This window comes from Fimbriimonas ginsengisoli Gsoil 348, from assembly GCF_000724625.1.
GTDB classification, from domain to species: Bacteria; Armatimonadota; Fimbriimonadia; order Fimbriimonadales; family Fimbriimonadaceae; genus Fimbriimonas; species Fimbriimonas ginsengisoli.
Genome location: NZ_CP007139.1, coordinates 3,636,735 through 3,649,535 on the forward strand (window position 1 = coordinate 3,636,735; position 12,801 = coordinate 3,649,535).

The 12,801-nt window shown below is 61.1% G+C and carries 9 protein-coding genes and 1 tRNA gene; 5 read left to right on the forward strand and 5 right to left on the reverse strand.

The window, feature by feature from the left end; genetic code table 11:
- The first annotated feature begins 35 nt into the window (after positions 1-35).
- The 4 genes from OP10G_RS16340 to OP10G_RS16355 all read left to right on the forward strand — a co-directional run bounded on the left by OP10G_RS16340 (position 36) and on the right by OP10G_RS16355 (position 4,569).
- Positions 36-1,400, forward strand: coding sequence for a UDP-glucose dehydrogenase family protein (locus tag OP10G_RS16340; RefSeq protein ID WP_025229365.1), 1,365 nt, complete (start codon positions 36-38; stop codon positions 1,398-1,400).
- Between the two features lie 352 nt (positions 1,401-1,752).
- On the forward strand, positions 1,753-3,303 hold the full coding sequence (locus OP10G_RS16345; protein WP_420810094.1) for an APC family permease: 1,551 nt from the start codon (positions 1,753-1,755) through the stop codon (positions 3,301-3,303).
- Positions 3,304-3,539: 236 nt separating this feature from the next.
- Positions 3,540-4,109, forward strand: coding sequence for an RNA polymerase sigma factor (locus OP10G_RS16350; protein WP_227624956.1), 570 nt, complete (start codon positions 3,540-3,542; stop codon positions 4,107-4,109).
- 37 nt (positions 4,110-4,146) lie between these two features.
- Complete coding sequence (locus OP10G_RS16355) at positions 4,147-4,569, forward strand: hypothetical protein (RefSeq protein ID WP_025229363.1); 423 nt, start codon at positions 4,147-4,149, stop codon at positions 4,567-4,569.
- Positions 4,570-5,238: 669 nt separating this feature from the next.
- Here OP10G_RS16355 and OP10G_RS16360 read toward each other — a convergent pair.
- The 5 genes from OP10G_RS16360 to OP10G_RS16380 form a co-directional block, all read right to left on the reverse strand.
- Positions 5,239-6,042, reverse strand: coding sequence for an SRPBCC family protein (locus tag OP10G_RS16360; RefSeq protein WP_025229362.1), 804 nt, complete (start codon positions 6,040-6,042; stop codon positions 5,239-5,241).
- Positions 6,039-6,641 (reverse strand): helix-turn-helix domain-containing protein, encoded by a 603-nt coding sequence (locus OP10G_RS16365; RefSeq protein WP_025229361.1) that lies wholly within the window; start codon positions 6,639-6,641, stop codon positions 6,039-6,041. The genes OP10G_RS16360 and OP10G_RS16365 overlap by 4 nt, the downstream gene beginning before the upstream one ends.
- Positions 6,642-7,083: 442 nt before the next feature.
- Complete coding sequence (locus tag OP10G_RS16370; RefSeq protein WP_144241195.1) at positions 7,084-10,431, reverse strand: ATP-binding protein; 3,348 nt, start codon at positions 10,429-10,431, stop codon at positions 7,084-7,086.
- A 288-nt stretch (positions 10,432-10,719) separates the two neighbouring features.
- Positions 10,720-10,795 (reverse strand) — tRNA-Asn (locus tag OP10G_RS16375).
- Positions 10,796-10,831: 36 nt separating this feature from the next.
- A complete protein-coding gene (locus OP10G_RS16380; protein WP_175578201.1) occupies positions 10,832-11,578 on the reverse strand; it encodes a hypothetical protein in 747 nt (248 codons plus the stop codon).
- A gap of 238 nt (positions 11,579-11,816) precedes the next feature.
- On the opposite strand from OP10G_RS16380, the gene glpX reads away from it, so the two are divergent.
- Positions 11,817-12,776, forward strand: a complete 960-nt coding sequence (gene glpX, locus OP10G_RS16385) for a class II fructose-bisphosphatase (protein WP_025229358.1) — start codon at positions 11,817-11,819, stop codon at positions 12,774-12,776.
- Positions 12,777-12,801 lie beyond the last annotated feature (25 nt).

The following is a 12,801-nucleotide window of genomic DNA, read 5'->3' on the forward strand; positions in this document are numbered from 1 at the left end:
GCTGCCGCGAAGAGCCGTTCGGGGGTTTGAAGCTTTTGAAGATCGTTATTTATGGAACCGGATACGTGGGTTTGACGACGGGAGCCGCGATGGCCTTTCTAGGTCATGAAGTGACCTGCGTGGATATCGACGAAGCGAAGATTGCCTCCCTTCGGGGTGGAAAGTCGCCGATTTACGAGCCCAGGCTCGACGAGCTGATGGAGCTGGCGGGGGGCAACCTTCGGTTTTCTGTCGATCCGGCTCCCGCTTTATCGGAGGCGGAAGTGGTGTTTGTCGCAGTTGGAACCCCACCGATGGCGGACGGTAACCCGGACTTGACCGCCGTCCAGAGTGCGGCCTCCTCGATAGGTCGTCACCTCGGGCTTGGATTTACCGTCGTGGTCAACAAGTCGACGGTGCCGATCGGGTCGGGACATTGGGTTGAATCGCTCATTGCGGAGGCGAGCGGGGAAGGGGATATCAGGAATCTCCGCAATCGATGTTGCGTGGCATCCAATCCGGAGTTTTTGCGGGAAGGGTCCGCGCTGTGCGACATTTTGTATCCCGACCGGGTCGTGGTCGGCTCGGAAAATCCGACCGCGAACGAGGTGCTGGCGAGGCTCTACGAGCCGATTCTCCAACAATCGTTTACCGCTCCCTGGTTCTTGCCAAGGCCGGAGGGAATGGGGGCGGTGCCGCTGGTCGCCACCGACCTCGCGTCGGCGGAGCTCATCAAGTACGCGTCGAACGCGTTCTTGTGCACGAAGATCTCGCTGATCAACGAAATTGGAAACCTGGCGGAGAAGGTCGGGGCCGACATCACCCATATCGCTCGCGGCATGGGGCTCGATGCAAGAATCGGAGGGCGATTCCTGCAGGCCGGTTTGGGATGGGGAGGCTCCTGTTTTGGCAAGGACAGCGCGGCGCTCATCGCGACGGCCAAGGAGTACGACATCCGAATGCCGATCGTGGAAGCGGCCCGTGAGGTGAACTATGCCCAGCGCGACCTCGTGGTTACCAAGCTCCTGAACGAGCTGAAGATCCTCAAGGGGCGAACAGTGGGAATTCTCGGGCTCGCCTTTAAGCCGAACACGGACGACATTCGCGACGCTCCCGCGCTCGATATAGCTCAGAGGCTGATCGACAGGGGGGCTAGGATTCAAGCGCACGACCCGATCGCCTTGGATCGCGCTTCTTGCCAGCTTAACCATTCGGGCATCCGCTTTGGGCCGACGGCGGAGGCGGTGGCGGCCGGCGCCGACGCGTTGGTGCTTACCACAGACTGGGCGATGTATCGCGATTTACCGTGGAAGCGTATGGCGAAGACAATGGCGAATCCGCTTATCTTGGACGGGCGAAATTTTCTGGATCAGGCTCAACTCGTGAATGCCGGCTTCCGCTTCCTCTCGATTGGACGTTAAGGCCAGGGTAGGTCGCTATGCGGTTACTCGATAGGATTCTGGGGCCTCGCCTGGCCACATCCGAGGAAGCTTCTCACCGGGTCGGAGTGTGGGAGGGTATTCCGATGCTCGGTCTCGATGCCCTTGGATCTTCCGCGTATGGACCGGAAGCCGCGCTAGCGGTACTTATCCCGTTAGGGGCGGCAGCATCGCGATATGAGCCGGGGATCGTTTTGCTGATTACGGCGCTGCTGTTTATCGTCTATCTCTCGTATCGCCAAACGATCGCCGCCTATCCTTCCGGGGGAGGTCTTACACCGTCGCCAGCGAAAATATCGGACCGAGGGCGGGGGTGGTTGCGGCGGCGGCGCTGATGCTTGACTACATTCTCAATGTCGCGGTCGGCATCTCCGCGGGGGTGGGGGCGCTCGTTTCGGCGGTCCCGTCGCTTCATCCGCACATCCTCGCCCTTTGCCTCTCGATCTTGGGTCTGATCACGGTCGTTAATCTGCGAGGCGTGCGCGAGTCGGGGGTGGTGCTTGCTTTTCCCACCTATATTTTTCTCGCCTGCATGGGTTCGGTCTTGGTCCTCGGTTTGCTGCGGGTGGCTACATCGGGGGGAAGTCCGATTCCTCGGGCGCCGTTACCAAGTCCGTCGGCGACGCTTGTACCGGCCAGCGCTTGGCTCTTGGTGCGGGCATTTGCCAGCGGCTGCACGGCGATGACGGGGGTGGAGGCGGTGAGCAACGCCGTCCAGGCGTTCCGCAAGCCGACCGTGAAGAACGCACGGCTTACTCTTGGGGCGCTCGTTCTGCTGCTCTCGCTGCTGCTGATTGGGATTGCGACGCTGACGCGCGCGTATGGGATCGTCGCCACGAGTCCGGATTCACCGAGTTACCAGAGCGTGCTCTCGCAATTGGCGGCGGCGGTGGTCGGGCGCGGGTGGCTCTATTACGTAACGATTGGAAGCACCTTGGCAATCCTCGCCCTCTCCGCCAACACTAGTTTCGCCGGCTTTCCTCGGCTCTGCAGGTTGCTTGCGCAGGACGACTATCTGCCGCACGCCTTTGCGACGGTCGGCCGCCGGCTGGTGTACTCCATCGGCATCGTTTTTCTGGCGGTGGTGGCGGGCGCCCTACTTATCGTCTTCGGGGGGATTACCGATCGACTGATTCCCCTATTTGCGGTGGGCGCGCTGCTCGCGTTCACGATGTCGCAGTGGGGGATGGTTAAGCATTACGGTTTGATGACGGACCGGCGAGGCAAGGGGAAAAGGAGCGTGAATCTGGTCGGGGCGGTGACGACGGGAGCCGCGCTGGCGGTGGTTCTCGCGGCCAAGTTCACCGACGGAGCTTGGATAACCCTCGTCCTCATCGGGGGAATGATTTGGCTTTTTCTGCGAGTGAAGCGCCACTACCGGTTTATCGAACGGCTTACTCACGCCGGGGAGCCGCTCGACGTCGAGAACCTACATGCGCCGGTGGCGATCGTTCCCTTGACCGCATGGAGCAAGGTGACGGCCAAGGCGTTGCGGTTTGCGTTGACGATGTCGGACGACGTGAGGGCCCTTCACATCAGCATCGACGAGGAAGAGGAACGGAAGGTATGCGCCGAGTGGCGCCGGCACGTCGAGCTTCCGCTCGCGGGAACGGACCGTGCCGTCCCGCGGCTCGACACGATCCGGTCGCCTTACCGACGCCTCTCGGGGCCGCTTCTTACCTTCTTGTTACGGACTCAACACGACCACCCGGAGCAGACTGTGGCGGTGATCATCCCCGAGCTGGTCGAGGCCAAGTGGTATCAGTTCTTCCTCCACAACCAAAAGGCGGCGGCACTGAAGATGGCGTTGCTCCTACGCGGGGGGAGCCGCGTGGTGGTGGTGAGCGTGCCGTGGTACACGGACGAACCGGAAGAGCCACGTTAACGGGAAAGTAGCGGTGGCTATGCTTATGCCGCTGCCTTGATTGAGCAATAAGAACATGAGAACTTCGGCGCCGAATGTTAAGGGGTAGCCGGTTCGAATATTTGGGTGCTCTCTACATCTTTGGCGTGTAGAGAATCTCATGTACAAATAATTCTTGTCACCCTCGCCAGCTTCTTTGTAGGTCAGTAGTTTTGGCCGCTAGGAGCGGCGGGGGACAAATGGAAGAAAAGAGGGAGATGCTCGATCTGTTTGTTCGGCGAGCGCAAAATGGAGACCGGAGCGCCGTCGATGTACTTATCCGCCAGCATCGGGAGCGGCTATTCCGCTTTGCAATCGGCCTCTGCCGCGATTCGGATGAGGCAGCGGACGTGGTCGCGGAGACGTTCCTCCGCGTGTATCGATCGCTTCACACTTTCAAGGGGGACTCGGAGTGGTCGACATGGCTGTTTCGCATCGCTGCCAACGCGTTCTTCGATTACCGCAAGCGGAACTCTCGGCGGGAAAGGTTTTCGTTGTCGGAAAGGGAATTTTTAGCGGAGTCCGATTCGGCGGTCGCGCATGTCAGCTTGAGCCCCCACGAGGTCGCCGTGAGACGGGACGAAGAAGCGAGAATTGGCCGGGCGGTGAGCCAACTCCCCAGCCCCCACCGGGAGATGGTGCAGATGTACTACTTCGAGGAGTCGTCGTATGACGAGATGGCGGAGCGGCTGGAAATCCCGATCGGGACGGTTAAGAGCCGAATGAATCGTGCCCGTCGACACCTCGCCCCGCTGCTCCTCAGCGAGCCCACGTTCAGCCTCGGGTGAGTTGCGGCTCCGCACTATTGCGTTTATACTGCGCCCCATGGCAAACGAGCCGATGACGTGGGATTCCTCTGGAAAGCTTGTGCCATTGACGGCGGATGAGATCCAGCGACAGCAGGCCGATGCCCATGAGCTATGGGTAGAGAGCGGGAACGCCAACGCCAAGATGACTGAGGTGATCCCTATCTCCTGGGACACCGGCGCTTGGATGATCCTCAAAGACCTGGGTGAGCTAGGAATGGAGGCGGTCACGAGCGTGTGGTCGGATACGAAGCCTCGAGTGTACGTACCCTCCGTCGGAATGACCGGATTGTCATTCCTCATCCTGGCATTGGGCTTCCTGCTGGGTTTGATTTTCTTCCCATTGTCTTTCTTGGCCCTCAATATCGGCCGCCGTGGCTATGATTGGTCCCTGCGACGAGCGGTACGGCGAGAAGAGGCGAAGAAGATATTTCTTGGCTAGGTGAATCCCGGGCGCTGCCTCGGCTTACTCACTACGGTGGTCGCTACAACATTCATGGAACTGGCACCTTCGATCTGAGGTCATACCCGCACACATGACTACTATTCTGTTAATCGTAATTGTCGTTCTTCTGCTCGGCGGTGGTGGCTTCTACTACCGTGGGCGTCGCTAGCCTTCTGTCATGTGAGTTCCTAACGATCACTCCCGTTAGGAACACTCCTCAGTCCATTCGCGCGATCGCCGGCAGCCGACGGGTACGGCATTACTCCATCAGCCGGCGTGCTTCTCCGTTTCCAAGCCCCACCCGAGGTGAAAGTGGGACCGGCCATACGAGCGGGGAACTGCTTTCAGCAGAGTCCTGTAATTCGGAACGAACTTCTCGATGGTGACATGAAGATGTCCGAATGGTGTGGACGATTGTTCACCTACTCGAAGCCGGTATCTTGCGACCTCGCCGCTGGACGGATTTTTAGTCCCAGGAATCGGCCAACGAGGCCGAATAGGCTCGCTTTAGGTGAAGAACCGCGGCCGGCGCGAACTTGAGGTGAGGCTGAATTTGCTGGAGGCGAAGCTGCAACCATACGTAATGCTAATACGGTCTCAAGAGAAATCTTTGAGGCCGTATTAGCTTCAATTAGCCGCTTGAAGCGGTCGTATTAGAAACGGCAGCTACTCCGCGGACGGGAAAAGGTCGGCGAGCCAGCGTGCCCACTCCGGTTCCGCCTCTGCCGCGGCGGTGTCTGCGCCTTCGCCAAAGAGATAAAACCGGATCGAAAGATAGACCTGGTCCCCCATCGGCATCGCGAAGAGATTGCAGATTCCCTGGGCAGGCTCACGGACAAGGACCAGGGAGCCAGGCGCGTCTTCCGGACCCATCGTTGCGACCTCGCCGGAGAAACTCGGCGCATCCGATCCAGCGGAAACCTGTTGGCCCACGGTGGCGTTGGCCACGCCTAGTGGACCGGCAAACTTTTCCCATGTCGAAGAGATCGGACCGGGAGCCACTGCCGAGGCTTCGAAACTCGCGCTGGGTTGGCCGGGGAACCGGGTGAGCACCAGCCGGAGGATCTGGAAGAAGGTGCCCCAACCCTGCTCGATCGCTTCGAACTGGCCATCCCACTCGTCGGTGCTGGCAAACCAACTGTGGACAACCCGAACCACGCAGGTTCCGCCGGACTTGGCTTCCACGGTCCACTCGTCCGCGACCGCCGGCGCGCCCGGCGACATCCCTTCGCTGTTGGCCACAAACCTCCGGGGAGGGTCCCATTCGGCCATGGTTGAAACGGTATCCATCCCGGGGCCGAAGCAAAGGGAGATCTCGCCTCCGACACGCTCTTCGATCTTCGCGGGAACGAACCAGGACGAGATTCCCGGCCCGGTGGCGATCGCTTGCCAGACCTCTTCCGGCGAACCCGGAACTTCGACTTCGACTTGGACGGAACGGAGTCCATTCTCTCCTACTTTGACGCTCATGATTGCTCCTTAACGTTGGATTCGTATGGGGTGGGGTGGGCGGCGACGATCAGCCGGTGCGATCGCCCGCCCGGGGACGACGCATCGTGGTAGTGCGAGACCAATGCGGTAACCGCCCGGGTTAGGTCGGCGGTGAACGCTGCCCGCTCGGTGGCGGATCGGAACCGGATCTCGGTGTCGATCGATAGCGTGGGGAGGTGCTTATCCGCTTCGCGGGCTCGGCGGACGAGGTCGCCGACTTCTTGCACGATCCGCGCGGCCAGCGCGATAAGATAGCTAGCGGATAGCCGATCGGCGGTCCGCGCCGGGTCGGTAGCGGCGAGCCCCATCGCCTTGGGCGCAACGACGTACGACGCCGCGCTGGCGACGAAGAGCCGCTCCGTGATCCCTCCCCACTTCCGCTGCCCGGCCTGGCGCACCAGTTGGTGGGTTTCGAGGGCGTTGAGATGGTAATTCGCCTTCTGCCGGGTTAAGCCAACCTTCGCCGCCACGGAAGCGGCGGACTCCGGCTGACTCAACTCGGCCAGCAACCGACTCCGAATCGGCTCCAGCGCGACGGTCGCCGCCGAGGGGTCATGGATCACTTGCAGGTCGAGCACGGGGCTATTCTAAGCCTTGACAACTTTTGTTGTCAAGGGTTTTAAAGGGGAAACTGGGCGGCTTGGATTTGGGGCGCATCGCAGAGAGCCTGTTGGATGGTATTCGGTGGGTTCGAGGGCTCCTGCTATTCGTAGGCTGATGTCGCCGCTTTCAGGGCTCGGAGGGTTGTCGGCCCCTTTACCAGGGCTCCGCTTCGCTCCGACCTTTGCTTTGAGATGTCGCGCCTTCAGCGCTGGCTCCGGATCTGCCCTCGGACGCAGCTTCGATCTTAGGCGCCCCACGTAGAAGGCATGCTATGCAACGGCTTCCAGAGGACAGAGATGCAGCGCTCTTGGTCGACTTAAGATGGGGAGCCTTCGATTGTTTTGCCGCTCGTCCGAGCTTGAACACGACGACCCACCTTCGATTGGGGTTACACTTACTTGTACATCAACTCGGCGATCATTCGTTCGGTAGCCGGGGCAGCAAGAAAGCCAAGTCTGGCGAGGACTCCCAATCCTCCCGCGCCGCGGCAAGGTACGCCGCCCGCTCCTCCCCCGATCCGGCAATCCCTGCCAACCGCAAGTTGGCCTCCCCGGCAAAGTGCCGGTTTGGAAGCGACCGGAACAGCCCCAATGCATCGTCCCACGCCCGCCTCTTCGCCTCGACGTCTGGCTCGAAGTCCCCCAGCCAAAGGCATGCCTCCGCTTCCTCGAACCGGCCTTCGACCTGCGCCAGCTCCCCGCGAACCGCTCTCAACTCACGCGCAGCCTCCTCGGCATCGCCTCTCACACCTCGGATGCGCATTTGTAAGGCCCAGAAAATGGCTTCATTTCGTTTGTCCCCGATTTTTTGGAAGAATTCCCCGGCAATTTGCAGTCCTGCTTCTTCAATGTCGTCGCGACCAGCTTCGATTCTGGTCCTCGTAAACCCGTAGAGCGAACCCGCCTCCCCCTGCCGATCTCCAATCTCCTTATAGAGGATCTGAGCCGCTCGATATCCTTCCTCTGCCTCGGCGTAGGCATCGCGCACGCGTGCCACCTCGGCAAGGCCACCCAGCACGTTTGCTTCTCCCCGCCGATCTCCGATCTTCTTGAAAATGGTCAGTGCTGCCCGATAACCTTCCTTCGCCTCGGAGTAGGCACCGCGCATGCGTGCCACATTGGCAAGCCCATCCAGCGCGTTTGCCTCTCCGGACGGGCTTCCGACCCCCTTATAGATGATCTGAGCTGCTCGATAACCTTCCTCCGCCTCGCAGTAGGCACCGCGCAGGCTTGTGACATCGGCAATGCGGACAAGCGCATTAGCCTCTCCGTGCCGGTTACCGACCTCCTTATAGATGGTCAGGGCTGCTCGGTATCCCTCCTCCGCCTCAGAGTAGGCGTCGCGCATCTTTGCCACGTCAGCAATGCCCCTAAGAGCATGTGCCTCTCCCTGCTGGTCTCCGGTTTCCTTGTTGATGGACAAAGCTAATCGGTATCCTTCCTCCGCCTCGGGGTAGGCATCCCGCATCTTTGCCATGTCGGCAAGGGCCTTGAGCGCATGTGCTTCTCCCTGCCGATCTCCAATCTCCTTATAGAGGATCTGAGCCGCTCGGTAACCCTCCTCCGCCTCGGCGTAAGCACCGCGCATGCTTGCTACGTCAGCGAGGCCCCTAAGCGCATTAGGTTCTCCGTGCCGGTTTCCGACCTCCTTGTAGATGGCCAGGGCCGCTCGGTATCCCTCCTCCGCCTCGGCATACGCATTGCGGATACTTGCCACTTCGGCAAGGCCGATCCGCGCATTTGCCTGGGCTGATTTGTCGGGACGGGCCATTGCAGTTATCAGGCCCCGTTCGAAAACAGTGCGCGCATCGTCGTTGCGGGAGGTCACTCGCAAGAATTCACCGAGGTGGTAGAAACAAGCGAGCACCAGACCTGGCGGAACTGTTCCTTCGACGATGGCGCGCGCGGCAGGCTGGCTCGCTCTACGCAGGACGTTCCATCCGGGACTACCCGGCATTTCGTTGCCGCGCTCGCGCACGAGTCCTACGTAATAGCCGCAGTACGCTCGGCGCATCGCCTCAAAGGAAATCTCGGCCCGTTTGGCGAGCACGAGCCGCACAATTGTCGGCAATTCATACTCGCTGGCGCCGTGCACTTCCGTGCGCCGTAACAACGACCACCGGGTCCACTCGGTCAACTGACTTCGGCTGACCTTCAAGTGAAGCTCGGCGTCGTCCGCGACGAACGGGTACTCGAACGGCGCGAGCTTGAGGAACGCCTCCCGATCCTTCTTTTTCAGCCGATCGATGGACCAACTGACGCACGCTTCTATGCTCCGCTGGCGCGCCACGCCGACCGAATCTTCGCCGGACGTCTGGAGCCAGGATAGCGCCGCCTTCTCCACGCCATCCGCAATCTCCTTCAGCGTGGCGTCGTTCGCATGGGCGCCCAGCAGCTCCAGCGCCAGAGGCAGACCCTCGGTCGCCCGAAGCACCCGCAGAAGCGCCTTTAGGTCAGAAAACTCGGTAACGCCACGCTGGGCTGAGCGATCTCTAAACAGCGTGAACGCCTCGCTACCCTCGATATTATCTTCACTCGTCGGCACTCCCAGCGACCGCTGCTTCACCTCGGCCGTGACGTTCAGCGGGGAAGCCGCATGCTGGCTGGTTGCCAGCGCCCGCACATTCCGAGCCTGTTGCAGCAGATTCCCCAGAAACGCGTTCGTCTGCGTATTCGCGACGCTCTCGAAGTTGTCTAGGAAGAGCAGAAGGGTCCCTTGCCGGGCAAGGTAGCCGGCGAGGCTGCCAGATGGATCTTTCCTGACCACCTCCGGCGCCCGCACCGCTTCCGCAAGCATAGACGCGAACGAGTCCGCCGTCACGTCCTCGGGCACGTTGGTGGTCAGTACATCGAACCGCGCGACGTGGACCCCGCCCGCGAAGCGCCCCTGGATCCGTTTGATCGCCTCCACCGCGGTCGATGTCTTCCCAATCCCCCCGGGCCCGTGGAGTAGCAGCATCGGCGGCTCCCCCCGCTCTGCCCACTCAACAACCCGGGCGATCATGTCCTCGTATCCGACGAACTTGCCCCGAGCTCCCAAGCTCAATAGAACTTCCATCCCGGGCAAAGCTGCGCCCTCCTGCGGCGTTTCCAAGGTCACCTGCACGGCCGGAGCCATCGGCGCCGACCCATGATCCAGAAAATGGCGAATCCGCTCCTCTTTCCCCACCGGCAGACCTACAGAAGCCGAAGCTATGATCGCGTCCGCGTACTGGTCCAATGCCTCCTCCACGGCCGCGTTCTGCGCCTGATCCCGGATGAGTTTCAAAAGCGTCGGCGCCTGCCGCTCCTTTGCGGACGCGCTCAAGGTCCGGTGAGCGTTCTGAAGCGCCCCTTCAAGGAGATCCACGTCTTCGAATTCACCCCAAACCACCGGCACAAGCCCGGTGTAGCCGCCCTCGACTGGCTCGGAGCCAATCCGGTCTAGAAACGCAAGTAGCTCCTTAGCCGACTCACTCCCTACCCGGAAGAAGCTGGGAGAAAGCACCGCCACCAGACACCCGCACCTAGCCAGCTTCTCGCTGTGCCGAACCAAATAATCCTGCCCCACTCGGTTGTCCCGCCAGTCTGCGAACAGAACATCCCCATCCTCCTCGATCCGAGCCATCCGCGGCCCTAACCGAGCCCGAACCCGCGCCACTAACCGGCGAGTGAATTCCGCGAGATACCGCCCATCCCAAGCATCCTCTCCGGCATGACAAAGGAATCCGATTGGCTTTGGCAGATCGATCGGTCCGGGGTGGGGCTCCACTTTCGAGTATTTCACGGAGGTAATGACCAGTATCGGCAGGGTCGGAAGGAATATAACCTTACTCGGAGCCAACGTCAACTGACCCTCTACATTGGGAAAATAGACTGCCAGTCTGAAAGTGACCGTAGCCCGGGGATTTATCCCCGGAGGAGCCGCGAACCGCAGCTAAAGCTACGGGGTACGGGTCACATCAAAGAAGGCAAACGTAAACCCAATCTGTCGCTGCCCATCTGGGGGCCGATAAGCTGGGGAATGCGCCAAAGAGCGGCGTTAGAGGGCGGTGACCCAGGGGAAAGAGAGGAATGGCTGCCGCAATAGGACTCGAACCTATGACCCGCTGATTAACAGTCAGCTGCTCTACCAACTGAGCTATGCGGCAGTAGGTTGAGAAATATACCTCGGAACTGGGGGGCGGTCAAGGGGCGGGATGGGAAGAAGAGTGGGCGACGACGACGGGTGGCGGTGGTGGGGTGGAGCCGATGATGTTGACGGCCCGGCCGACGAGGAGGACGATGATGCTGAGGGAGATGCTTGCCTGCACCATCATCAGCCCCTTGGCCCATCGGCTCAATACCGGGGCGTCGGTCGGGGAGAGGGCCGCGCTCGAGTTGTATGCCAAGAAAAGGTAGTCGATGAAGCCGGGTTTCCAGCCCTCCTGTCCGGTCTTTTCGAGCTGTTCGGGGCTCATCGACATTTGGGGGAATAGGAATGCGCCCTCGTGATGCTGAAGACGAGCCGCCCTCGCGTGCGGACCGCCGGCATCGAGCCGCCAATACCAGCAGGCGAACACCAACACGTTCGTGGCCCAGAGGCCGGCCGCCGACTTTAGTAGCTCGCTGGGGGTCTCTTTTTGCCCCTTGAGGCCCAGGACCAGTAGTGCCAGCGAGGCCAGCATGAAGCAGGTGAGGATGGCGAGCAAGACGTACGCCAAAATCGTATTGAGCCGGTGCCGATGCTGGCGATGGCTTAGCATGAGCGGCGCCGCCGTCAAGAGCACGATCACCATTGGGATCCACCGCATCCGAGTGTCGGTAAACGGCAGCAGCTTCGTAGGAAGCGACGCATAGAGTCCGCCGATCGCCAGCAATGCGACCAACACCGGCCACCGCTGCTCCGCGGAGCCCAGGCGGCAAGCAATCCTTCTGGCCCAACGATGGGACATGGGGATAAGGGTACCGGGTGGGAGGCGTTGGGCGTTAAGGTGTTGCGGTGTTGGTTAGCGTGAGGCTTTACCTCGTTTGATGGGACGGATGGGTCGAATGGGACTGATGGGTCTTATGCGCCCCATCAGTCCACACGACTGCGGCCACAACACCGTAACACCGCAACACCCGGTACCCTATTCTCACCTTCGAGCCCGGCAGTGTTGCCGGGTGATCTACGACGAGGTAGAGCGAAAAATGACTAGTAATCACCATTTGGACTTCTTGCGCGTCACCGAGGCGGCGGCGCTTTGTGCGGCTAGGTTTGTGGGGAAAGGGGATCGCGACGGGGCGGACCAGGCGGCGTGCGATGGGATGCGCCGTACCCTTAACGAGCTTTCGATGTGCGGCACCATCGTTATCGGAGAGGGGGAGCGGGACGAGGCGCCGATGCTCTTTATCGGCGAGCAGCTCGGTAACGGCGACGGGCCCAAGATCCAGATCGCCGTCGACCCGCTCGAAGGTACGAACCTATGCGCGAACGGCACGCCGAACGCGATCGCGGTTCTTGCGGCGGCCATCGAGGGGGAAGGGACGCTGATGCATGCGCCCGATTGCTACATGGACAAGCTGGTGGTCGGCGAGGAGTGCCGCGGCATCGTGGACATCACCTTGCCGCCCCGGGTCAACGTGCGGCTCATGTCCAAGGCGATGGGGAAGGAGGTCGACGAGCTGATTATCGGCGTTCTCGACCGTCCCCGGCATGAGCAGCTCATTCGCGAGATCCGGGAAGCGGGGGCGCGGGTCCATCTGGTTTCGGACGGCGACCTTTCGGTCGCGGTCGCCGCTTTGGACCCGGATTCGGACGTCGACGCGCTCATGGGGATCGGGGGAGCGCCGGAGGGGGTCATCACCGCGGCCGCTACCCTTTGCTGCAAGGGAGAGATGCAGGCGCGGCTTGTCTTCACCAAGGGCGAGCAGAGGGAGCGCGCCGAAAAGATGGTGGGTGGCGATCTCGAACGCGTATTTACCACGGAGGATCTGGCCAGTGGGAATGTCATGTTCTCCGCCACCGGCATCACCTCGGGCGACCTCCTGAAAGGGGTCCGATACCGGAGGGGATTTGCTCTCACCGAATCGCTGATCATGCGGTCGGCGACGGGAACGATCCGTCGGATCGAAACGACCCACCAGGATGCAGGGAAGTACGCCTATTAGCGGCTATCCTTAATCCGTGGGCGCC